Source organism: Rhizobium rhizogenes NBRC 13257 (assembly GCF_000696095.1).
GTDB lineage: Bacteria > Pseudomonadota > Alphaproteobacteria > Rhizobiales > Rhizobiaceae > Rhizobium > Rhizobium rhizogenes.
Window position 1 is genome coordinate 314,044 of sequence record NZ_BAYX01000006.1, and the last position, 23,149, is coordinate 337,192.

Below are 23,149 nucleotides of genomic sequence, written 5' to 3' on the forward strand. Positions count from 1 at the left end.
ATTCATGTTTCGTCGTATGGAACGCAATCGTTTTGTCACAATAATGGCCGGCGGCGTTATTTGCCTGTCGAGCCTCTGGGCCAATACGGCGGATGCCGAGACTACCTTGAGGCTGGCCCACGCTTCCGCGCCCGAAAGTCTCATCAATCAGGCCGTCCAGAAATTCGCGGATGAAGTGAGCGAGATTTCGAAGGGGTCGGTCAAGGTACAGATATTTCCGAATGCACAATTGGGCGATGAAGGCCCGATCGCCGACGGCGTGGGTGCAGGGGCAATCGACATCGGCCTCGGTGGCGCGGTGGATGCCATCGATCCGCGCCTCAACGTGCTGTCGCTGCCGTTCCTCTTCAAAGACGCGGACAATGTGCACAAGTTTCTCGATAGCGACGAAGGTCAGAAGGTCCAGCACCTTGGGGAAGACCGCGGCTATCTGATGCTCGGCGTCCTGGATTCCGGCTTCCGCCAGTTTGCGACGAACAAGGCCATCGAAACGCCTGCCGATCTGGCCGGCGTCAAGATCCGCACACCTCCCAATCCGGTGATCCTTGCAACGATGAAGCAGCTCGGTGCGCTCGCGGAATCGATCCCCTTCGGCCAGGTCTACACCGCCCTGCAGTCGCATGTGGTGGCGGCCGTCGAGCCTGAGATGCGCGACTATTACGACTCCAAATGGTATGAGGTGGCCAAGAACCTCTCGATATCGAACTACATCTGGACCGCCAATTGGTGGTATATGAACAAGGACAAGTTCGAGTCCCTGAGCCCTGAGGAGCAGGCAGCGGTCAAGAAGTCGGCGCTCGACACCGTGGTCTGGTATCGGGGCGAATTGTCGAAGACATATGCCGATACCCAGAAGAAGCTCGAGGATAAGGGCGTCAAGGTGACCACCGTCAACACGGCACCGTTCGTCGCGCTGGTTGCGCCGGTATACGCCCAGTTTTCGACAGAGTGGGGCGCCGATCTGGTTTCCGCCGTGAAACAAGCCGCCGCTTCCAACTGAGGTAATCCCAATGAATCAAGGTCTTGTGAACCCCTCGCCCGATGGGCGAGGGTGGCTGACGCGCATTTTTGAATTCGTCGGGGTGATTGCCTTCGTCGTCATGTTTGGCTCGACGCTTCTGGGTGTTATCGCACGCTATTTCGAATTCGGCGGGGTCGAGTGGTCCTTCGAGGTCGCCGGCATCGCCTTCATCTGGATAACCTTCATCGGCGTCATCAATGCGGAGATACGCGGCGAGAATGTCGCGTTCGAGGCTTTGAAGCATAGCGCGCCGCCGCGGCTCCGGGCCGTATTCGAGACCATCTCCACCCTGGTTCTGCTCGCGATGGGAGTTGCCTTCCTCATCAGCGGCTGGGCCGTGTGGCAGCGGTCCTGGATGGTCCCGACCTCGGTGCTGCGTCTTCCAACCGGCGTGATAACCGCGACGGTTCTGATCCTCGGACTGTCTGCGGTCTGCATCGCGATTTCGCGTCTTCCAAAGGTCATCCAGCCGCTTGTCTCCAAACATGAAAAGGAGCGGGCGCTATGACCATCGCGGTTCTCATTCTCAGCTTTTCGTTTCTTCTCCTCATTGGCGTGCCGATCGCCTGGTGCATGGGTGTCGCCAGCCTTCTGACGATCTATGTGGGTCATCTCGGTCTGCCCTTCGCCTGGTTTGCGCAGCAAACCGTCCGTGGCGCGGATGCCATCACGCTGGCGGCCATTCCGCTATTCCTGTTTGCCGGCGAACTGATGAACCGTGGCGGCCTGACTGCCCGCATCATGCGGGTCGCCGAACACGTCTTCGGTCGCATCACCGGCGGTCTCGGATTGGTCAATGTCGCCACGGCCCTGGTTTACGGCGGGATCAGCGGATCCGCCACCGCCGATACCGGCGCGGTCGGATCGATCATGATCCCGGCAATGGCGGAGCGCGGCTATCCCAAGGCCTTTGCGGCAGCGGTCACAGCTGCGTCGGGAACGCTCGGCATCATCGGGCCGCAGAGCGTCATCCTGATCCTCTATGGTGTGCTGACAGGAACGTCGATCGGCGGCCTGCTCGTCGCCGCCTTGATCCCTGGCCTCTTCATTGCGGCCACCTTCATGATCACCTCCTATGTCGTGGCACGGCGACACAACTTCCCGCGCAATGAGACGCCCGCCAGCTGGAGCGAAATCGGAAAGGATGCTCTGGGAGCCCTGCCCGCGCTCCTGATGCCGGCGCTGGTTCTCGGATCGATCATCGGCGGCATCGCCACGGCAACGGAGGCATCGGCGCTTGCTGTCGTCTATTCGTTCCTCGTCGGCATTCTGGTCTATCGCGAACTGCCGTTGCGTTCGCTATATTCCGCAGCCTCCGCGGCGGTGGCGACAACGGGTGTGATCATGATGATCATGGCGCTTGCAACGCCGTTCGGATGGATCCTGACCGTCGAACAGGTTCCGGCAAACGCCGCCGCCTGGATCACGGGCCTGCACACGACACCGCTCGTCACCATCATTCTGGTTCTGGTTCTGTTGAAGGTGGTCGGTTTCTGGCTGGATCTGGGGCCTGCCCTCATCATCCTCGCCCCGATCCTCGTTCCGATCGCACTCGCCGCCGGGCTTACGCCCTATCAGACCGGGATCGTGTTCACGATGACCTTGGGTATCGGGCTGTTCACGCCGCCGATCGGCACCAACATCTTCGTGGTCTGCAATGTCGCAAAGATCGACATGTGGTCCGTCTCGGTGTGGCTCGTTCCCTACTGGATCGCCAGCGTCGTCTGCGTCGCAGCCCTCGTTGCCTTCCCGTCACTGACCGAGTGGCTTCCCCATCTGTTTGGAGTTTAAATAATGCAACACCTGGTTTGCGGGATATCCAGCGGCGGCAGAGCCGTGCCCGATCTCGACGGCAGGCGGTTTCTCGTTGCCAACGCCCAAGGCCCCTATGTATGGGATGATCTTGGCAGAAGATATGTCGATACGGCACTCGGTTTCGGGGCCACGTTCCTTGGGCACACCGATCCGGTCGTGACGGACGCCATTCGCAAAGCACTGGAAAAAGGCTCGATGCCGGCCTATGCCCATGCGCTTGAGGAAGAGGCTGCGGCCAGCCTCGCCTCGCATACACAGGACCTCACCAAGGTGGTGTTCCTGAATTCGGGTAGCGAAGCTGTGCATCTGGCATGCCGCACGGCGCGGGCGCTGACCGGTCGCCACAAGATCGTCAAGATGGCGGCCGGCTATGATGGCTGGTTCGATGATGTGGCGTTCGGCAATGCAGGTTCGCCCGAAGCGAAGATGGCGATGAACAATCGGCCGTCGAAGGGCGACACCCTGCTCCTGCGCTTCAACGATCGTCAGGATGCTGAGCTGCTGTTCCAGGAGTGCGACGACATTGCCGCGATCGTGCTTGAGCCGATGATGGCGAATGCGGGATGCATTCTGGCGGACCCCGACTATCTGCAATTCGTCTCGTCGCTTGCCCGGCGTCACGGCGCGCTGGTGATCATGGACGAGGTTCTGATGGGGTTCCGCCGCCATGCGGGCCTGGCCAGCCATCTGATGGGCGTTAGCCCGGACCTTGCGACCGTCGGCAAGGCGATCGGCAACGGGGTTGCGGTCGCCGCGCTGCTGGGCACATCGGAGCTTATGTCGGCATTTGAGGATCAACGGGTCAACCGGGCGGGCACGTATAACGGCAATCCGGTTGCCTGCGCCGCGGTCAAGGCGGCAATGAGCGTCCTTGACGAGGTCGATTACCCGGCTCTCGACATGGCCGGCGACCGGCTGAGGCGGCACGCGGTCGAAGCCTTCGCGCGGGTGGGTATGGACGTCTGCACGAGCGGCTACGGCACCGTATTCACCATTTGGCGCGGCAAAGACGCTCCATCGAACTATCACGAGGCGGTTCAAAGAGCCGACGCCGACTTCACCGCCAAGCTTCACATGGAGCTAAGGCGCAACGGCGTCATGTCGATGTACAGCACCTATGGCCGTCACTATCTGTCTTCAAGGCATGACGAGCACGCGCTTCAACAATGGGCTGATGCACTGGAGCACGCCGCACAGTCTTTTGTGGACTGATATCCGTGCGGCTCGTGAATGCGCAGACGCGGAGCCGGCAAGGTGCCATGATCGGAACACGGAAGACGAAAGGATAAAGATTTGAACACGATATTCCTTCTCAATGGACCGAACCTCAATCTCCTCGGTAAGCGCCAGCCAGAGATTTACGGATCAGAAACGCTTGAAGATATCGGCGTGCGCTGCCGCAAAATCTGCGATGATCTGGGACTGCAGCTGCGCTTTCATCAAAGCAATCGCGAATACGAGCTGATCGACTGGATCCATGAGGCGCGCGAGACCGCTTTCGGCATCATCATCAACCCCGGCGCCTTCACCCACACATCCGTCGCTATTCTGGATGCGTTGAATGCCTTCGACGGCAAGGTGATCGAGGTTCACATCACGAACATCCACAAGCGCGAGGAGTTCCGCCATCACTCCTATGTCTCCTTGCGCGCGGATGGGGTGATCGCCGGATTCGGCACCGAAGGCTATGATCTTGCGATCAAGCGCATGTCGAGCCTGGGTGCATGAGGGCCGCAACCTTGTCCATCTGCCGGATGGTCAGACGAGCATGCCATACGGCTCGTCAATTGCCGGCACTTGCTCGACGCGGTGACGGGTTCTAGCCTTCGAAGCCGAACCTCTCTGTATCGAAGTCATCCTCGGCGATCTCGGAAGCATCGCTCCAGGCACCGGCTGCATTGTGCTCCAGAGGGAGCGCGGCCCCGACCATGCTCGGCAGCGTCATTTCCATCGTGGTGCCCGGAGGCTGCAAGGCCCATGCGACGAGGGCGCTGGTGGATATGGTGCCGACACCGGCGGATACTTCGCGGGAAGCGGGAGCTTGCAGGATTGCCATGGGCTGCAGCGTGGCTGTGTCGCTGTTCATGGAAGCCCTTAGCTGGTCCGAAAGCTGCAATTTTCCAGCGGGGTTTCGGCCCACCACCAGGCTTGCGAAAGCCATGGGACTGGGTTTGGCGGTCGGGGTCGCGCCGGTTCCGTCGCTGACAACTGGCCGCAGTGTCGGCAACGGTACGACATAGGATGCAAGGTCGGTGAAGCGTGGAGTTTCCTTGCTCGCGTTTACCTGTTTGTTGAGTTGAAGCTCCAGACCGCTATTGACCCGCTTTTGAGGTATCGGCAGCATGCTGGTCACGAGGCTTGCGCTCGTCGTGGCCCCGGCGGTGTCTTCCTCAGCCGCAATGCTGGCAATTTCGCTGCGGGCCGGGCGGATGCGCTTCTTGGCGTCCGCGACTGCCAGTTCGTAACGCGGCAGCGGTGAGCCGTCCGCGGGCAAATGCTGGGTTCGCCCATCCGGGAAAAGCCGCACCAGTTCCTGGCGCGACATTCTCGGCCATGCACGGACATTGCCGACATCCAGATGCACAAACGGCGATCCGGAGTTCGGGTAGAAGCCGACGCCGCCAACCTGCATCTGCATGGCGACCGCGCGCAGGGTCGCAAGCTTCACGCCCGGTATGTAGAAGTCCATCGCCTTGCCGAGCGTATGCTGGCTGTGCTTTGCGACACCGGAGCTGCGGGACCGGCCCCGCAACATATTGTTGGTGGATGGCGAGCGATAGGCCGAGACCACATGAATGGCTTCCCTCGCGCCGCTGCGGCGGTAGACCTCCCAGACGAGGTCAAGCAGTTCCGGATCGATCCTGGTCGGCTCGTTCTTTCGCCAGTCACGCAGGAAGCGATTGATCTGCGCCAGGCCCTTCGGATCGAATTTGCCGTCGCGCTTGAAGACGATGGTCGCCTTTTCGCCCGTGTGGGTGAAGAAGAGCTTGAGTGCCCGGTCCTCGGCCGCAGCTGCTGTTGATCCCGCAAAGGCGGCAAGAACCAGCATTGCGATCAGCGCTACACGATGAGCGACGAATGACAAAATCATGGCAGACATTGTCGCTGGAATGGAGAGAAACGCTTGGTGCACGGACACGACTTTCGTCTTTGGTAAAAGACAGGGAACACTGGTGGCGCCGCATCTGCGACGTCGCTTCACCTCCAATTATGGTCAACAGATCCCTAACAGACGGTTTACGGGCGGAATCGCCAAGTGAAGCGCCTCGGACAGCTACCGCCGTTGACGGCCCGATGCGCGCCGCAAGCACCTTGAAGTTGCATGAACTCTGCCGGATGTTCTGTGCCTAGTTGAAGGTCGCGTGAAGTCTGAACTGAAATCCGGATTTGTGGATCTGCAGTTCGTTTTTTCTCGAAGCGATGGGTTGGGATCTCTAGCGCTCAATCCAAGGCGGGCAAGTCATTTAAGCTTAAATAGGCCGAGCTAATAAGTATTGTTTCGTCAAATGGGTGGAAGTTGACCTGTTTTGAAGCAATAAATGAGAAGTTCTTCATGAGTTACGGTTGATATAGCGGATTTTGTTTTGAAACTTAATGAATCTCTAATTTACATCAAATATCGCAAAGTAAATATTAACCAAAATCGCCTTATAAATCTTCAGCTCGATAACCGTCTTGCGGAGGGGTAATAGTGAGAAAGACCATACTGGCTGCTTTTGTGATGGCGATATCCGCCTCGACTGCAAGTGCACAGACGATCGGCGTATCGATGTCCGGTCTGGATAAATTCAGAACAGCATTGCTCAACGGAGTCCTTTCGCAGGGAAAGACGATTTCCGGGCTGAAACTTGTCGTACAGAACGCCGAAGGCGACAAGGAGGTTCAGAAGGCACAAGTCCAGCAGTTCATAGCCGATAAAGTCGATGCCATTATCCTGGCTGTCTCCGATGGCGATCTCGGCCCGCAGATGACCAAGCTTGCCGCCGACGCCCATATTCCACTGGTCTATATCAATAACGTCCCCTCGAACCTGGCGGATCTGCCGGAAAACCAGGTCGTGGTCGCGTCCGATGAAGCGGAATCGGGAACGATGCAGACGAAGGAAGTCTGCTCTCTCCTGAAGGGCAAGGGGCGCCTCGTGGTGCTGATGGGCGAACCCTTCCATGCGGCTGCCCGCGCCCGCACGCAGGACATCGACAATGTCATCGCCACGCCTGAATGCAAGGGTCTCCAGATCGTGGAGCGCCAGGCTGCCTATTGGTCGAGCGATTATGCCGATCAGCAGATGCAGGAATGGCTGTCGGCAGGGGTGAAGTTCGACGCGGTCATTGCCAATAACGACGAGATGGCGGTCGGTGCGATCCGCGCCATGAAGAGGAACGGCATGTCGATGAAGGACGTCGTCGTTGCAGGCGTCGATGCCACCGACGATGCCCTGGCAGCGATGCAGGCCGGCGATCTCGATGTCACCATTCTACAGAGCGCCGTCGGGCAGGGCGCGACATCAGTCGATGCCGCAATCAAGCTCATCAACGGGCAGAAGGTGCCGCGAGAAAACAACGTGCCCTTCGAGCTCGTGACGCCACAAAATATCGCCCAATATCTGCCGAAGACCCAGTGAGCATAAGGGGATCATCATGTTGCGCTTTTGGAATAAACTAGGCATCCGCGCGCAGATTACGGCGGGCTTCCTGCCGCTGATCCTGCTTATGAGCCTGCTCTCGGTCAATGCGATTTCCGGTATGGAGGGACTTTCGTCCATCTTCTCCTCCTACCGCAGCACGGCCGGCCAGAGCCTCGCCATTTCCGGCTACAGCGACCAGCTGAACGAGATCCAGATGTCGGTGGAAGCTTTCCGCTCGAGCCCGACCCAGGAGGTCGTGAGCCGTTTTCGCGCCGGCGTGAAGGCGTTTGACGCCGACGACCAGCGCTTTGCGGGCAACAGTGCTCTGCAGACTGGAATGGCAGCCATCCGTCAGGACATTGCCACCTACGGCAAGGCTTTCGAGCAGATCGTATCCCTGCATGCAAGGCGCGATGCCTTGATCTCCAAGGTCACCGAGTTCGGCCCCTGGACCAGCATTGCGCTTAACGACGTCATGCGCAGCGCCTGGCGGCAGAACGATGTGACGCTGCTGCACATGACCGGCGCCACTCTCGAGGCATTGAACCGTAGCCTTTATTTCTCGGAGCGCTTCATCCATGCGGGAGATCTGGCATCCTACGACACCGCTCAGTCGGCGCTCAACGACGCCATGGTTTTGAACGATGCGGCAGCCAAGGCGGCAAAGGGTGACCTGCAACGCAAGCGTATTCTGGGCGCTGGTCAGCTGATGCAGAACTATACAAGCCGTCTGGGTGACGTAAGGGACGTCTTGCTGGCGACCAACAAGATCCGCGAAAGTGAACTGAATGTCCTGGCACCAAAAATCGCCACCGGCTTCAAGGATCTGCAGGCCACCGTCATGGATGCGCAGAAGGCGCTCGATGGCTCAGTCGATACGACGGTCGCCTCTGCGGCCCGCTCGACGCTCGTAATCAGCGGTCTTCTGATCGTAATTGGTCTCGTGCTTGCCTATTTCGTCGGCCAGCTGATTTCATCGGCTGTGCGCAAGATGGCACGGACGATGGAGCGGCTTGCGCATGGCGACGACACGATGGTGGTGGACGGCACCGAACATCGCCACGAGCTCGGCGCGATGGCACGCTCGCTGAAGGTCTTCCAGGAAACGGGACGCGGCAAGGTCATGGCGGAAGCCAATGCCGAACGTGCCCGCCTTGCGGCCGAAGAGGAGCGTCTGCGTCAGGAAGCCGAGCGGCTTGCCGATGCCCAGGTGATGGAACATGCCTTCCAGCAGATTTCCCTGGGTCTCGATGCGCTCTCGAAGGGCGACCTTACCGTCCGTGTCGGCGAGGTTGACGGTCGTTATGTCCGCATCCGGGATCATTTCAATAACTCGGTCTCCAGTCTGGAAGAGGCTCTCGATTCCGTCATCCGCGCGGTCGGCACGATCAGGTCCGGCCTTACGGAGATATCAACGGCTTCGAACGATCTCGCTCGCCGCACGGAACAGCAGGCCGCTTCGCTTGAGGAGACCGTGGCTGCGCTGGGCGATGTAACGCGGGGCGTCAATGGCACGGCGGAAGGCGCAAGTCATGCTCAGGGCGCGGTCGCCACTGCGCGCGCCAATGCCGAGAACGGCGGGGCGATCGTTGCTCGCGCCATCGCGGCCATGACCGAGATCCAAAGCTCATCGTCGAAGATCGGCAATATTATCGGCGTCATCGACGAAATCGCCTTCCAGACCAACCTTCTCGCCCTGAATGCGGGCGTGGAAGCGGCGCGTGCGGGCGAAGCGGGGAAAGGCTTTGCCGTCGTCGCCCAGGAAGTGCGCGAGCTTGCACAACGGTCAGCCAGCGCCGCCAGGGAGATCAAGGCACTGATCTCTACGTCTTCCGCCCAGGTTAAGGCAGGCGTGGAACTCGTCGGTGAATCCGGCACGTCGCTCGCGCAGATCGTCGAGCAGGTTAGCGCGATGAGCGCCACGGTCGCAGAGATCGCGGTGGCTGCGCGTGAACAGGCTGCCAGCCTGAGAGAGGTCTCGGCGGCCGGGGATCAGATGGACAAGGTCACTCAACAGAACGCAGCGATGGTGGAAGAGACCACGGCGGCGGCCCAGAGCCTGACCCAGGAGACCGAAAACCTCGCCGATCTGGTGCACCGGTTCAGGACACGCAGCGCGGCGACATCAGGACAACGTCAGTACGCCATGGCATCTTAGTGCCGGCGCCAGAAGCATGCTGAAGAACGGGCCGGGTTGCCGACTGCGCAACCCGGCCCGTTCGTCTTGTGCCTATTGGACACGATCGCGGATCGTGGGAGTGCACCAGTCGCAAGTGGCTACTTGGTGTTCTTCGCCTGCTGCCATTCGCCCTCAGCATCCATTTCGACGCGCTTGTTGCCGCGGTAGAAGATCGGCTTTCCTGTGTTCTTGTCCATGGAAAACCGGCTGGGCGAAAATTTCGCCTTCTCACGTCCCTGCAAAGCGAGCGCAAGCGCTTCCTTGAACTTCCCATTTTTGCAAAGAGCGATGAAATCTTCTTCGTTCATTGAACATACCTGATTGACGCTAGGCTGGTTTCTTTAACCAGAAAACCGCTCAGAGTCTTCGACAACCATCGACCCAGGAACAGTTTTTCGCCTTGCATCCTCGATACCCCATCTTCGCGGAGCGGCCGAGGGTTGGCAGATCCGTGGTTCAGGAGGCCTTTGCTTCGAAAGCGGGTGGGAAGTCACCCAGCGATTTCGCCTTGAGGATCAGAGCCTCGATATCCTGCTCGACGATCGCTTCAAGGTCAGCGAAGCTGTCGATGACATAGTAGATCGGCTGGACGATATCGATCCGGTAGGGCGTTCTGAGGACATCCAGCAGATCGAAGGGCCGGAACTCGCACGCCTTGCCCTCCATGGCGGCCTTCGCTTCGCTTGGAGATGAGACGATACCCGCGCCGAAGCAGCGGCGGCCCTCCGGCGTATTGATCAGACCGAATTCGACGGTGAACCAGAAGATACGGAACAGATGCCAGGAATAGCCCTTGCCGAGGCGGACGGCGGTTTCGCCGAAATGTCGCACGAAATTGGCATAGCTCTGGTTGGTCAGCAGCGGGCAGTGGCCGAAGACCTCATGGAACAGGTCTGGTTCCTCGATATAGTCGATATGCTCGCGGCGGCGCAGGAAGGTTGCGAGCGGAAACTTGCCCTGTGACAGGAGTTCGTAGAAGCGCGAAGGCGGAATGAGCGCCGGTACGCCTTCGACGCCGAAGCCGGTGGTCTCGTTCAGGCGCCGGTTGACGTCGAGAAGCTGGGGGACCTTGTCCGCCTTAAGCCCCAGGGTTTTGACACCGTCCAGATATTCGCGGCAGGCCATGTTGGTCAGCAGTTTCAACTGGCGTTCGTAGAGTTCGCCCCAGATCGCATCCTCTTCGGCGGTGTAAGCATATAGACCATCCGGGCCAGGCAATTTGGCGGTGTAGCTGCTTTCCTTGACCATAGCTCGATCCTCCCAGATGCTGCGATATTCTTGTAATTATGCTCCGGATTTGGAGGATTTTCTTTTCTTTCGTGCTGGATATTGCCATGTTGATGGCAAATATTCTCGGATCTGGTATGGGAAATGAAAGAACCTGGGAATTTTCATCGCAAGCTTCTGCAATTGATTCAGGCCGATGGCAGCCTTTCGCTGGCGGAGTTGGCGGAAAAAGCCGGGATGTCGCAGAGTTCGGCCTGGCGGAAGATCCAGGAGCTGGAGGCAGACGGCGTCGTGCGCAAGCGCGTGACGCTGCTCGATCCGGGAAAGCTCGATCTCAAGCTCTGCGTGATTGCCCATGTCACGCTCGAAGATCACCATGAGGAGGCGGTTGCGTCTTTCGCCTCGGTCGTGCTGGAGCGGCCGGAGATCATGAAGTGCTATGCGCTATCCGGCGCCTTTGACTACATGCTGAAGATCCGGGCTAAGGATGTAGAAAGCTACGAGGCTTTTATGACCCGCTATCTCATGCGCAACCCGCATGTACGCACGGTGGTGTCGAGCTTCGTGCTGCGCGAGCTGAAATTCTCGACCGAATTGCCGCTCTAGCACGCGGTCAGCTATGTGGCATCGGGACGGGAAGTCCCTCAAACGTCTTGAGCGTGTCGAGGACGATCGAGGTCTTCACATGCTGCACGGACTCGTGCGGCAACAGAATGTCGTTGACGAACCTCGAGAGGTCGGTGAGCCCGCGGGTCGCTACCTTCAGGTGATAATCCATTTCACCGGTCAGCGCGTAGGCTTCGAGAACTTCCGGCAATCCGCTGATGAGCTGGGAAAATCGTTGAGCATTGTCCCTGTTGTGGGTTGCGAGCGTCACCGAAATGACCACCAGCATATCCAGGCCCAGCTTCTGCCTGTCCAGATTGGCCTGGTAGCCGCGAATATATCCCTCAGCCTCCAGTCTCGTCCGCCGGCGCGAGCACTGCGAAGGTGAAAGCGCGATCCGCTCGCCCAACTCATTATTCGTCAACCTGCCGTCCTTTTGCAGCTCCTGAAGCAGGCGCAAATCGAACTTATCGAGCTGTTCATCCATTGCATGAAATCCATAAAATTCTCACGATCCGTGCATAAAATCCGCCATTTGCATGAAGAATGCAAGTACATTGCATGCATTTTGGATCACACTTTGCGCAGTCGAAATGCAAATTTCTCTGGAGGAGAAAATGGGTCCTTTTCCGCACGATGCGCCGCCACCGGAAATCAGCGCTGACAATCCAGCCGGTACCGACGGCTTCGAATTCGTCGAATTCGCTCATCCGGAGCCCGAGAAGCTGCGCGAGCTCTTCACGCGCATGGGCTATGTTCCGGTCGCCAAGCACAAGACGAAAGACATCACCGTCTGGCGGCAGGGCGATATCAATTATCTCCTCAATGCCGAAGCGGGCAGCCATGCCGCCCGTTTCGTTGGAGAGCACGGCCCCGCCGCCCCGTCGATGGCCTGGCGCGTTGTCGATGCCAAGCATGCCTTCGATCATGCCGTGTCGAAAGGTGCCGTTCCCTATGAGGGGGACGACAAGGCACTCGATGTCCCGGCGATCGTCGGCATCGGCGGTTCGCTGCTCTATTTCATCGAGACCTATGGTGAAAAAGGGTCGGCTTACGCCGCCGAGTTCGATTGGCTCGGCGACCGCGACCCGCGTCCCGAAGGCGTCGGCTTCTATTATCTTGACCATCTGACCCACAATGTCTTCCGCGGCAATATGGACAAGTGGTGGGCTTTTTACCGCGAATTGTTCAACTTCAAGCAGATCCACTTCTTCGACATCGACGGGCGCATTACTGGTCTGGTGAGCCGCGCCATCACCTCGCCCTGCGGCAAGATCCGCATTCCGCTGAATGAATCGAAGGATGATACGAGCCAGATCGAGGAGTTTCTGAAGAAGTACAAGGGCGAGGGCATCCAGCACATCGCTGTGGGAACGGAAGACATCTACGAAGGCACCGACAGGCTCGCCGACAATGGGCTGCGTTTCATGCCCGGTCCTCCGGAAACCTATTACGACATGTCCTATGCACGCGTGAACGGCCATGACGAACCCATCGCGCGCATGAAGAAACATGGTATCCTTATCGACGGCGAAGGTGTGGTGAATGGCGGCATGACGAAGATCCTGCTGCAGATCTTCTCAAAAACCGTCATTGGCCCGATCTTCTTCGAATTCATCCAACGCAAGGGCGACGAAGGCTTCGGCGAGGGCAATTTCCGCGCCCTTTTCGAGTCGATCGAGGCGGATCAGATCAAACGTGGCGTGATCGGTACTGCGGCAGAATGATCTCTAGGCGATCCTGCGCCTGCGTGGGGTCGCCCTCAGTTTTCGGGAGGAATTGAGCGATGGACCAGACAATGACCCAGGCTTCGGACAAAGAGGCCTCGGTGGCGGATAAGCTGCAATATATGCCCGGATTCGGCAACGACTTCGAAACTGAAACGCTCCCCGGCGCCTTGCCGCAAGGCCAGAACAGTCCGCAGAAATGCAACTATGGTCTTTATGCCGAGCAGCTTTCCGGCTCGCCCTTCACCGCGCCCCGAGGGACGAACGAGAGGTCCTGGCTCTATCGCATCCGCCCGAGCGTGCGCCATACTCGCCGTTTTTCAAACGCCTCCTATCCGCGCTGGAAATCCGCGCCCTGCCTGGATGATCATTCGCTTCCTCTCGGCCAACTTCGCTGGGGTCCCGTGCCCGCACCGGACGAGAGGCTGAGTTTTCTTGATGGGGTGCGGACGATGACGACCGCAGGCGATGTCCTGACGCAGACGGGGATGGCCGCGCATGTCTATGTCTTCAACGAGGACATGGTGGATGATTATGCTTTCAACGCCGACGGCGAGCTCCTGATCGTCCCGCAGGTCGGCGCCATCCGCGTGTTCACCGAAATGGGCATCATGGATGTCGAGCCTTTGGAGATAGTTCTCATCCCCCGGGGCATGATGTTCAAGGTGCTGCGCAAAGGCGACGAGAAGGTTTGGCGCGGCTATATCTGCGAGAATTACGGCGCGAAGTTCACGCTGCCGGATCGCGGGCCGATCGGCGCGAACTGCCTGGCAAATCCGCGCGATTTCAAGACGCCGGTTGCGGCCTACGAGGACAAGGAAACGCCGTGCCGCGTTCATGTGAAATGGTGCGGAAAGTTCTACGTCACCGAGATCGGCCATTCGCCTCTCGATGTCGTCGCCTGGCATGGCAACTATGCACCCTTCAAATATGACCTGCGGACATTTTCCCCGGTTGGCGCGATCCTGTTCGATCACCCCGATCCGTCGATTTTCACCGTGCTGACCGCGCCGACCGAAAGTGCCGGCACGGCAAATGTCGATTTCGTGATCTTTCCGCCGCGCTGGCTGGTCGCCGAGCACACCTTCCGCCCGCCCTGGTACCACCGCAACATCATGAGCGAATTCATGGGCCTGATCCATGGTCAGTATGATGCCAAGGAAGAGGGTTTCGTGCCGGGCGGGATCAGCCTGCACAATATGATGCTTCCCCATGGGCCGGACGCTTCAGGCTTCGAAAAGGCATCCAATTCCGAGCTGAAACCCGTCAAGCTGGATCACACCATGGCCTTCATGTTCGAGACCCGCTACCCGCAGCAGGTGACGAAATACGCCGCGGAGCTCGAAACGCTGCAGGACAATTATCTGGAGTGCTGGGACGGGTTGGAACGCAGGTTCGACGGGACACCTGGCATCAAGTGAAGACCGGCCATTCATCCTCCGACACTGGAGCCAGGACATGAAGCTCGCGACATTGAAAGATTCCACACGGGACGGGCGGCTCGTCGTCGTCTCCCGCGACCTTACCTGCTGCTCCGAGGTCGGGCACATCGCCCGCACCTTGCAGGCAGCTCTTGACGACTGGGAGCATGTGGCGCCGAGACTGGCGTTGATTGCCGAGGGTATCGAGACGGGCGCCCAGCCGACAATCCGGTTTCACGAGCATGACGCCACGTCGCCTTTGCCGCGAGCCTATCAGTGGGCCGACGGTTCGGCCTATGTCAATCATGTCGAGTTGGTGCGCAAGGCGCGCAATGCCGAGATGCCGGCGAGCTTTTGGGTGGACCCATTGATGTATCAAGGCGGCTCGGACAGCTTTCTCGCGCCGCGCGATCCGATCCTGGCGGCCGACGAGGCCTACGGCATCGACATGGAGGGCGAGGTCGCCGTCATTGTTGGCGATGTGGCCATGGGGAGCAATGCGGAGGTTGCGCGTGCCGCCATCCAGTTGGTGATGCTCGTCAATGACGTGTCGCTGCGTGGTCTCATTCCGGAAGAGCTGGCGAAGGGATTTGGTTTTTTCCAGTCCAAGCCCGCATCGGCTTTTTCTCCAGTCGCGGTGACGCCGGACGAGCTTGGAGAGGCGTGGGACGGCGGCAAGCTGCATCTGCCGCTGCTCGTGAACCTGAACGGCAGGGCCTTCGGCAAGGCGAATGCCGGCGTCGATATGACATTCGATTTCGGCCAGCTGATCGCCCATGCGGCCAGGACCCGCGATCTGGTGACCGGCACGATCATCGGCTCGGGAACGGTGTCCAACAAGCTGGAGGGCGGGCCGGGCAAGCCGATCGAGAATGGAGGCGATGGCTATTCCTGCATCGCCGAGATCCGGGTGATCGAGACGATCGAAAGCGGGTCGCCAAAAACTCCATTCCTGAAATTTGGCGATCAGGTCCGCATCGAGATGAAGGATCGGGCCGGCCATTCGATTTTCGGGGCGATCGAGCAGACTGTCGAGCGATATAGTGGGGGCGGGGCGACATGAACGAGGTCGTTCTCTACGACTATTGGAGATCGTCCGCGAGCTACCGCGTCCGTATCGCGCTCAACATGCTGGGGATTGGCTACAGGACAGTGCCGATCAACCTTTTGGAGGGAGAGCATAAAAAACCGGACTATCTTGCGCTGAACCCGCAGGGTCTCGTGCCGACATTTGTGATCGACGGAAGGACGCTGACGCAGTCGCTTTCGATCATCGAGTATCTGGCCGAAACCTGGCCGGAGAGTGGATTGCTGCCCCGTGACCCCGCTGGCCGGCAACAGGTTCGAGCGCTTGCCTATGCGATCGCCATGGACATCCATCCCATATGCAACATGCATGTCGTGGCAGAGGTCATGACCCTGACAGGCAAGGCCGAGGCCCGAGAGGAATGGATGCGGCACTTCATCTCGGATGGACTGAGTAAACTTGAGGTGATGCTCGGCGAATTCGATGGTGCCTTCAGTTTTGGCGATCGGCCGACGATGGCGGACCTTTGTCTCGTTCCGCAGGTCTATAATGCCCGCCGCTGGGGCGTGGACCTGACCGAGCTCAAGCGCATCGTCGATATCGATGGCAAGTGTGCCGAACTACCCGCATTTCAGGCGGCGCATCCCGACCGTATGAGATCATAACGGAAAGCATTGCTCGCCGGAGCCCCGTCGTCACCTCGTTGAAAGCAGCAAGCTTGAATCGGCGGCCAGTGTCGTGATGGTCACGTTATGTGGTCTTGGGTGATACAGCGCGAGCGCCATCAGATGATCACACGTTGGCTGGAAGCGGCGGAGTAGCCAATGTGCGGGATCGCCGGCCAGTTCGTCGTCGAACCGGATCGACAGCGGATCGAGGATAAGTGCGAAGGAGTTCAACGGCTGCGCCAGTCCCTTACCGATCGCTTTCACATAGGCTTCCTTGAGGGTCCAGAATGTCAGGAAGACTTCATGGACAAGTTCCGGTGCAACGGCTGCCAGATGCGCGCATTCGGCGGGCGCGAAGAAGTGCTCGGCGAGATCGATGGCGGGTTTTCGGTCGAGCCATTCCACGTCGATCCCGACATCATGATCCAGCGTCAGGATCGCGGCCGCTAGTCCGTGCGTATGCGATAGATTGAGACGCAACCGGGGACCGGAATGCGGCGAGATGACTTCCGGCTTGCCGTGATCGCCTGTCGTGAAGCGCCAGCCGGTCGGGTCGCCGCCGGCATACGTTGAGAGTAGGCTGCGCCCAAGGGCATGCGCCGCGATATAGGATGAACGGTCGCGCTGGAAATGAAAACGAGCGGCGCGTGCGCGCTCGGTGTCATCGAGCAGCGCTTCCAGTTGCGGTAAATGCCGCTCGGCATCGTCGGTACGCATCCACCAGACGACGACTTCGTCTTTTGCCATCATGCATCAAGCTCCCGCTGGCACCTTGTCTTAAGCACCAATGTGGCAGGCAGCTGCCGGATGCAGGTCACTGATCGCCAGAAGTCTCATGCCATTTACTTATCGAAAACGAATGCGGATGTAAGCCCCGGATTTTCCCGGTCTTTCAGGCGGCCGACATTGCTATGTCAACCGCCAGGCCCATAATCTCAGCCGTCGATGATGGCGACTGCCCGCGTCCAGCCGGCGGAAGCGCGCTCGATCTTGACGGGGAAGCAGCTGATCTTGAAACCCGTCGAGGGAAGTGCTTCGAGATTGTGCAGTTTCTCGATATGGCAATATCCCCGGTGCCGCCCCGCCTTGTGACCTTCCCAGATCAGCGAGGCGTCGCCGGTCGACGCATATCGTCTGGCCGTGTGGACGAAGGGAGCATCCCAGCTCCAGCCGTCGGTGCCGGTCACCTTCACGCCGCGTTCCAAGAGATACATGGTCGCCTCGTATCCCATGCCGCAACCGCTGGCGACATAATCGTTCTGGCCGAAACGTTTGCCCGCCGACGTGTTGACGACGACGATTTCCAGAGGCTTCAGGGTGTGTCCGATGCGTTCAAGCTCGGCTTCGACATCCGCAGCGGTGACGACATAGCCGTCTTCGAAGTGACGAAAGTCCAGCTTGACGCCCGGTTGAAAGCACCATTCCAGCGGGATCTCATCGATCTTGAGCGCGGGCAGGCCATAATCCATGGTGGAGTGATAGTGCCACGGCGCATCAAGATGGGTGCCGTTATGCGTCGTAAGGGTGACGCGCTCGACGGCCCAGCCTTCGCCGTCCGGTAGATCTTCGGCGGCAAGACCCGGAAAGAACGGCAGAATCTGTGAAAGGCTCTGCTTGTGATCGATGTATTCGATGTGAGGAATCTGGACTGGAGGATCCGCCGGGATATCGTTGGCTATCGGCACCGACAGATCGACAATGGTTTGCGCCATGATTTGTTTTTCCTCAATTCCACCCGTCGGTCCTGATCGATGCCGACGAGATGCGAGCCCCAAGCGGCTATTTCCTTAGCCCGTTGGTTTCGGGCCGAAAAGTGATTGAGGATTGTAAAGCCGAAGATGCGCTCTCGCGCAGTCGAGGCCTTGGTATTTGCTGTCAGTCTGCTCTTCGGAACGCAATCTGCGCCGCCCTGTTCAAGGCGACCGGAAGCACCGACATGTGATTTTCGCCTGCATATTCTTCGAACATGACTTTCCCCGGCAGCGTGGCCGACCCCGCCAGTCGCAGGGCCATTTCCTGGGCATATCCCACCGTCCGGGTTTCCCTGGCGCGCTCCTGCCGCTTCTGTTCCTCCGGCGTTCCCTTGTGAAAGGGTGCCAGCACCTCGCCCTCATATTGACCGGCAGACAGATGCAGCTCGATGTCGAGGAAAGCCTCATGCTCTGCCAGGAACGTTTTTTCCGCCGCAAGGATCGCCGCATCTTCCCAGAATATCGCCGGGCTCGCCGCGACCCATCGGTTGAAGGCGGTGGGTTTTGAAAACAGGGCGTAGAGGGCGAACAGCCCGCCGAAGGAATGGCCGAACAGGGTCTGGCGGGAGCGGTCGATGGGAACTTGCTCTTCGACCCAGGGCTTCAATCGCTCTTCGATAAAGGTGAGGAACTCGCCGCCGCCGCCTGTTCTGACATCCGGTGTGTCGGGAAAGAAGGGCGGATAGACCCGGCCGGGAGGCGGGCTCAAATCCCAGGAACGTCGCAGCGGATCATAGGGTTCATCGGTGGGATAGCCGATGGCGACGACGACGCCGTCGCAGACATTGGTCCCGTTCGGATAGGAAGCTTGCACCTTCAAGGCATCGACCGTCGTCGCGAAGCAGGCGTTGCCGTCCGTGAGATACAAAACAGGCCACCCCTCGGGCGGGGGTGTCTTGGCGGGGCGGTAGAGAAAGATGCGATAGGGCTCGTTGGCATTGCCGGAGCTGAGATCGGCAAAACTGGCGTCGGCGATCGTCACGGGCGCAAGCGACGCCTCTGTCGCGCTGGATGACGGGTTGGGCATGTTCTCTCCGCAGGGTCGAGCGACCGATAGCGCTGCGCGGTTCCTTTTTGGAATCGCGTGGCCGACTCGAAATATGATTGAATTCCTCATATTATTTTGGCAATGCTCTGGCAAGCAGATGGTCAGCCTCTGTGGCAGCAACTAAAAATTGAGTAGAGCAATAATATCCGATGCTGATCCGTGCGTTTTTCAACAGATTCGAGGCGTACGAGATCAAAAATGGTAAAAAGATGACTATTTAAATCATGTATTCTTGACGAAGTCCGGTATGACGATCTAGTTTGCGCCATCTTTTCAGGAATGGGTGGACAGGGCTCGTTATGGCGTTTAAATCATTCAATAATATCATTTACTTAAAGAGAGATAGATTCTATCTGGCGCGCACGACGACGGCGCTTGCCACGGTGCTTGCATTGAGCGGGAATGCCTTTGCCCAGGACTCCTCAGCCAATGGGAGTGCAGGGAACGCGACGCAGCTTGCTCCGATTGTCGTTAACGGCAATACAAGTGATGCGAGCGATAATTCTACCGTCGCAGCCAAGAAGAGCAAGGGCGCCACGAAGATCGATACGCCGCTGGTCGAGACACCGCGATCCGTTTCCGTGATCACAAAGAAGGAAATGGAGGAGCGCGGCGCCCAGGACATCATCGAGGCGGTGCGTTATTCCGCCGGCGTCCAGACTGGCTCCTATGGTTTCGATCCACGCTTCGATCAGGTCTATATCCGCGGCAATGACGTTACCACCACGGGTGATTTTCGCGACGGTCTGCGGCAACCCTATATGAACTACGGGATGTTCCGCACGGATCCCTATTCGCTCGACCGGGTCGAAGTGATCAAGGGGCCGACATCCGTGCTTTATGGCCCAGGCTCGCCGGGCGGCATCGTCAACAAGATCTCGAAGCTGCCGACGGATGAGACGATCAGGGAGGTCGGGGTCGTCTATGGAACATCGGACCGTGCCCAGACGATGTTCGACTTTGGCGGCCGGGTCAATCAGGACGATGACAGCATGCTGTACCGGATCGTCGGTCTCGCGCGAAAGGGCGACACCAATTTCGATATTGCCGACGATCGCTATTTCATACAGCCGTCCTTCACCTGGAAGCCGGACGATGCCACGAAATTCACGGTTTACGGCTCGGCACAGTCCACCGAAGGCGATGCCAATGTCGGTGCGCTGACCGGCCCCGACGGCAATGTCCTCAAATTGCGCGCGAGCGATCCGGACTATGACTATCAGAAGACGCGCCAGCAGCAGGTCGGTTACCAGTTCGAACACGAGTTCGACGGCGGCTTCACCTTCCGCCAGAATCTGCGCTATTCTCATCTGGATCTGAAAGCGCGCTATCTCGCCGTCTACAGCTGGACCGGTAATGTCGCTCATCGCCGCGCGAGTGCAATCAGCGATACCATGAACGTCTTCCAGGTCGACAACCAGCTTGAATCGAAGTTCGATACCGGTCCGGCCGCCCATACCGTGCTGTTCGGCTTGGACTACACCCATATGAACGATTCCTTCGCGTATGGGTTTGATTCGACGGCCAGCGCGGCCTACGACTTCGATATTGATAATCCGACTTACGGGGTATCAGGTCCGACGCCGGAGTATAATTACAGCCGGGTCGGCGCTAGCATGCAGCAGATCGGCGCTTACGCCCTTGATCAGATCGAACTCGACAAATGGCGCTTCACGCTCGGCGGGCGCCAGACCTGGGTCAAGCAATCGTCGGATACGACCTACGTATCCTCCGGAACGAGCACGGACGACAGCCTCAGCAAGCATGCTTTTTCAGTCCAAACCGGCGCGCTCTATCTCTTCGACAACGGCATTGCACCCTTCACCAGCTATTCGACCTCCTTCGATCCGGTCACGCAGCGATCCGCCTCCGGCCAAATCCTGGATCCCACGAAGGGTGAACAATACGAGCTGGGTGTGAAATATCAGCCGCCGGGCACCGACATTCTATTGTCCGCCGTTGCTTATAACCTCGTCGAGAAGAACAAGCCCGTCTTGGTTAATCCGCTGACACTTGTCTATGCTTCGCTTGGTGAGGTTACCAACAGGGGTATTGAGCTGGAGGCCAAGGCGAACGTCACAGACGGTTGGGATGTGATTGCGGCCTATTCCTACAATCACTCCGAAATCACTGCCGGCGACGACACCGGTAACGCACCTGCGGTTACGCCGAAGAATATTGTCAGCTTGTGGTCGAACTATACCTTCCAGGAGGATACGGCCGCAAACGGCCTTACGGTCGGCACCGGCATTCGCTACACGGGCAAGACCTATACCAGCACGGCCAACACCGCCAAGAATGATGCAAGCTTCTATCTGGATGCGGCGCTCTCCTACGATTTCGGTGCAATTGACCAAAAATACAAAGGCCTGACGGCATCCGTCGACGTTCGCAACATCGCCAACCGACGCCTGACGGTCTGCAACGAAGGCTATTGCTACCTGGGCCAGGGCCGCAACATCACCGCTTCGCTCAAGTATCGCTGGTAAAATGACTTACGCGTCGCCCTTTATAATAGAGGGCGACGCGTCATGTGCCGCCAGGCTCCGTTCGTCTGAAAGCGATGATCTCTGGCGCCAACTCTGGAATAATGATGCATCCCGCCCGTGGCGGAAAATTGCAATGGCTGCGATGTTCGTTGTAAATAGTCCGCCCGCTTGATCTTGGAGGAGATGCAGCATGGACCGATTCACGGGCGGTTGCCTGTGCGGCAATGTCCGCATCGTAGCGGTGGGGCTCCCATACCGGGTCGGCCTTTGTCACTGTCTCGACTGCCGCAAGCATCATGGCGCGCTTTTTCACGCTTCCGCGATCTTCCCTCAGGATGCGGTGACGGTTGATGGCGAAACACGCGACTACGCCGGGCGGTTTTTCTGCCCCCGCTGCGGCTCGCCCGTTTTTGCACGCACCGCGGACGAAATCGAGGTGAACCTGGGGTCCCTCGATGCTCCTGACCAGCTGATGCCAACCTACGAACTCTGGACCATTCGCCGCGAAGCCTGGTTGCCGCCGTTTCCGCTCACGAAACGATACGACCGCGATCGTGACGATACGAGCCGCTTTGAGGAATAGGTCGCACGTCACATGCGTGGGATGCCTCCGAGGTTTTTGTCCGCTTCATGACGTGCCGACCCATTTGGAGGTCGGTGATATCTCCGGGCGGGCTGCGACACCAGCCCGCCTTTCTTCCTTCTTACTTAGAGCAATTCCAGGAAAAGTGTGCTGCGGTTTTCCGTCCGGAATTGCGTAAAAACAAAGGGCTAGAGTGTTACTGCGCTTAAGTGAAGCGCTGAAACGTTCTAGGCAAGATACTGGCCGCCATTGGCGGTCAGTGTCGATCCGGTGATGAAGCCGGCCTCATCGGAGGCAAGGAAGACCACGCAACGCGCGATTTCCTCGGGCTCGCCAAGGCGGCCGACCGGTATCTGCGGGAGGACGTGTTCCTTCAGCACCTTTTCCGGCATGGCCCGAACCATCTCTGTGCCGATATAGCCGGGGCAAATGGCGTTGACGGTGATCCCCTTGGCAGCGCCCTCTTGTGCTAGCGCTTTCGTGAAGCCGAGATCGCCGGCTTTCGCGGCGGAGTAATTGGCCTGGCCGAGCTGGCCTTTCTGCCCGTTGATCGAGGAAATATTGATCACCCGGCCGAAATTCCGCTCGCGCATCCCCGGCCATACCGGATGGGTCATGTTGAACAGCCCACTCAGATTTGTGCTGATGACCGCATTCCAGTCCTCGGGTGAGATCTTGTGGAACATGCCGTCGCGGGTGATGCCGGCATTGTTGACGAGCACGTCGATCGGCCCGAGATCGCCCTCGACCCGGGCAATCCCTTCCTTGCAGGCCTGATAATCGCGAATGTCCCACCGGTAGACCGGAATGCCGGTCTTTTCCCGGAACGCGCGAGCGACGTCATCATTGCCGACATAGCTGGCCGCAACCCTGTAACCCGCCTCTTGCAGAGCAATAGAAATCGCCGCGCCAATCCCGCGCGTGCCTCCCGTTACCAAAGCGATCCTGGTCATGTTTTTCTCC

General features: G+C 58.8%; 22 protein-coding genes. 14 read left to right on the plus strand and 8 right to left on the minus strand.

What is annotated here, in order from left to right; all coding sequences use genetic code 11:
- The first annotated feature begins 4 nt into the window (after positions 1 to 4).
- The 5 genes from RRH01S_RS15615 (at position 5) to aroQ (ending at position 4,564) form a co-directional block, all read left to right on the plus strand.
- Entirely contained in the window at positions 5 to 1,000 is a 996-nt protein-coding gene (locus tag RRH01S_RS15615) for a TRAP transporter substrate-binding protein (RefSeq protein ID WP_042472750.1), read from the plus strand.
- Positions 1,001 to 1,010: 10 nt separating this feature from the next.
- Positions 1,011 to 1,529 carry a TRAP transporter small permease gene (locus tag RRH01S_RS15620; RefSeq protein WP_007700469.1) on the plus strand — a complete coding sequence of 173 codons (519 nt, stop codon included), beginning with the start codon at positions 1,011 to 1,013 and terminating at the stop codon, positions 1,527 to 1,529.
- Complete coding sequence (locus RRH01S_RS15625; protein ID WP_007700472.1) at positions 1,526 to 2,812, plus strand: TRAP transporter large permease; 1,287 nt, start codon at positions 1,526 to 1,528, stop codon at positions 2,810 to 2,812. Before RRH01S_RS15620 ends, RRH01S_RS15625 begins: the two co-directional genes overlap by 4 nt.
- Before the next feature lie 3 nt (positions 2,813 to 2,815).
- On the plus strand, positions 2,816 to 4,048 hold the full coding sequence (locus RRH01S_RS15630) for an aspartate aminotransferase family protein (protein WP_042472754.1): 1,233 nt from the start codon (positions 2,816 to 2,818) through the stop codon (positions 4,046 to 4,048).
- Positions 4,049 to 4,129: 81 nt separating this feature from the next.
- Positions 4,130 to 4,564, plus strand: a complete 435-nt coding sequence (gene aroQ / locus RRH01S_RS15635; protein ID WP_042472757.1) for a type II 3-dehydroquinate dehydratase — start codon at positions 4,130 to 4,132, stop codon at positions 4,562 to 4,564.
- Positions 4,565 to 4,655: 91 nt separating this feature from the next.
- On the opposite strand, the gene RRH01S_RS15640 is transcribed toward aroQ, so the two are convergent.
- On the minus strand, positions 4,656 to 5,927 hold the full coding sequence (locus RRH01S_RS15640) for a peptidoglycan L,D-endopeptidase MepK (protein WP_042472761.1): 1,272 nt from the start codon (positions 5,925 to 5,927) through the stop codon (positions 4,656 to 4,658).
- Positions 5,928 to 6,557: 630 nt separating this feature from the next.
- On the opposite strand from RRH01S_RS15640, the gene RRH01S_RS15645 reads away from it, so the two are divergent.
- The gene (locus RRH01S_RS15645; RefSeq protein WP_153510502.1) at positions 6,558 to 7,457 is read left to right on the plus strand and encodes a substrate-binding domain-containing protein; all 900 of its coding nucleotides are present in this window, start codon (positions 6,558 to 6,560) and stop codon (positions 7,455 to 7,457) included.
- A 16-nt stretch (positions 7,458 to 7,473) separates the two neighbouring features.
- Entirely contained in the window at positions 7,474 to 9,618 is a 2,145-nt protein-coding gene (locus RRH01S_RS15650; protein WP_042472765.1) for a methyl-accepting chemotaxis protein, read from the plus strand.
- 119 nt (positions 9,619 to 9,737) lie between these two features.
- Here RRH01S_RS15650 and RRH01S_RS15655 read toward each other — a convergent pair whose 3' ends face one another.
- Both RRH01S_RS15655 and RRH01S_RS15660 read right to left on the minus strand, forming a co-directional pair.
- Positions 9,738 to 9,947 (minus strand): hypothetical protein, encoded by a 210-nt coding sequence (locus RRH01S_RS15655; RefSeq protein ID WP_007700490.1) that lies wholly within the window; start codon positions 9,945 to 9,947, stop codon positions 9,738 to 9,740.
- Positions 9,948 to 10,095: 148 nt separating this feature from the next.
- Positions 10,096 to 10,887: a phenylalanine 4-monooxygenase gene (locus tag RRH01S_RS15660; protein WP_007700492.1), complete on the minus strand. Its 792-nt coding sequence runs from the start codon at positions 10,885 to 10,887 to the stop codon at positions 10,096 to 10,098.
- A gap of 123 nt (positions 10,888 to 11,010) precedes the next feature.
- Here RRH01S_RS15660 and RRH01S_RS15665 point away from each other — a divergent pair, with 123 nt between their 5' ends.
- Positions 11,011 to 11,472, plus strand: coding sequence for an Lrp/AsnC family transcriptional regulator (locus tag RRH01S_RS15665; RefSeq protein WP_042472768.1), 462 nt, complete (start codon positions 11,011 to 11,013; stop codon positions 11,470 to 11,472).
- Between the two features lie 7 nt (positions 11,473 to 11,479).
- Here the strand turns inward: RRH01S_RS15665 and RRH01S_RS15670 are convergent, their stop codons facing one another.
- The gene (locus tag RRH01S_RS15670; RefSeq protein ID WP_042472771.1) at positions 11,480 to 11,959 is read right to left on the minus strand and encodes an Lrp/AsnC family transcriptional regulator; all 480 of its coding nucleotides are present in this window, start codon (positions 11,957 to 11,959) and stop codon (positions 11,480 to 11,482) included.
- Positions 11,960 to 12,089: 130 nt separating this feature from the next.
- On the opposite strand from RRH01S_RS15670, the gene hppD reads away from it, so the two are divergent.
- From hppD to maiA, 4 genes are read left to right on the plus strand one after another with little or no spacing between them, the layout of a single operon-like run.
- Positions 12,090 to 13,199, plus strand: coding sequence for a 4-hydroxyphenylpyruvate dioxygenase (gene hppD, locus RRH01S_RS15675; protein ID WP_042472774.1), 1,110 nt, complete (start codon positions 12,090 to 12,092; stop codon positions 13,197 to 13,199).
- A 59-nt stretch (positions 13,200 to 13,258) separates the two neighbouring features.
- Positions 13,259 to 14,620 carry a homogentisate 1,2-dioxygenase gene (hmgA, locus tag RRH01S_RS15680; protein WP_042472777.1) on the plus strand — a complete coding sequence of 454 codons (1,362 nt, stop codon included), beginning with the start codon at positions 13,259 to 13,261 and terminating at the stop codon, positions 14,618 to 14,620.
- Positions 14,621 to 14,657: 37 nt separating this feature from the next.
- Positions 14,658 to 15,683, plus strand: coding sequence for a fumarylacetoacetate hydrolase family protein (locus RRH01S_RS15685; RefSeq protein WP_042472779.1), 1,026 nt, complete (start codon positions 14,658 to 14,660; stop codon positions 15,681 to 15,683).
- A complete protein-coding gene (gene maiA / locus RRH01S_RS15690) occupies positions 15,680 to 16,312 on the plus strand; it encodes a maleylacetoacetate isomerase (RefSeq protein ID WP_042472782.1) in 633 nt (210 codons plus the stop codon). The genes RRH01S_RS15685 and maiA overlap by 4 nt, the downstream gene beginning before the upstream one ends.
- A gap of 30 nt (positions 16,313 to 16,342) precedes the next feature.
- On the opposite strand, the gene RRH01S_RS15695 is transcribed toward maiA, so the two are convergent.
- From RRH01S_RS15695 to RRH01S_RS15705, 3 genes are all read right to left on the minus strand, one after another.
- Complete coding sequence (locus RRH01S_RS15695) at positions 16,343 to 17,065, minus strand: 4'-phosphopantetheinyl transferase family protein (protein ID WP_042472786.1); 723 nt, start codon at positions 17,063 to 17,065, stop codon at positions 16,343 to 16,345.
- A gap of 185 nt (positions 17,066 to 17,250) precedes the next feature.
- Entirely contained in the window at positions 17,251 to 18,027 is a 777-nt protein-coding gene (locus RRH01S_RS15700) for a cyclase family protein (protein ID WP_007700507.1), read from the minus strand.
- 163 nt (positions 18,028 to 18,190) lie between these two features.
- The gene (locus tag RRH01S_RS15705) at positions 18,191 to 19,093 is read right to left on the minus strand and encodes an alpha/beta hydrolase (RefSeq protein ID WP_042472789.1); all 903 of its coding nucleotides are present in this window, start codon (positions 19,091 to 19,093) and stop codon (positions 18,191 to 18,193) included.
- A 320-nt stretch (positions 19,094 to 19,413) separates the two neighbouring features.
- Here RRH01S_RS15705 and RRH01S_RS15710 point away from each other — a divergent pair, with 320 nt between their 5' ends.
- Positions 19,414 to 21,603 carry a TonB-dependent siderophore receptor gene (locus RRH01S_RS15710; protein WP_042472793.1) on the plus strand — a complete coding sequence of 730 codons (2,190 nt, stop codon included), beginning with the start codon at positions 19,414 to 19,416 and terminating at the stop codon, positions 21,601 to 21,603.
- Between the two features lie 190 nt (positions 21,604 to 21,793).
- Positions 21,794 to 22,186, plus strand: a complete 393-nt coding sequence (locus tag RRH01S_RS15715; protein ID WP_034515365.1) for a GFA family protein — start codon at positions 21,794 to 21,796, stop codon at positions 22,184 to 22,186.
- A gap of 227 nt (positions 22,187 to 22,413) precedes the next feature.
- Here RRH01S_RS15715 and RRH01S_RS15720 read toward each other — a convergent pair whose 3' ends face one another.
- Entirely contained in the window at positions 22,414 to 23,139 is a 726-nt protein-coding gene (locus RRH01S_RS15720; protein ID WP_012649844.1) for a beta-ketoacyl-ACP reductase, read from the minus strand.
- Between the last annotated feature and the right edge of the window lie 10 nt (positions 23,140 to 23,149).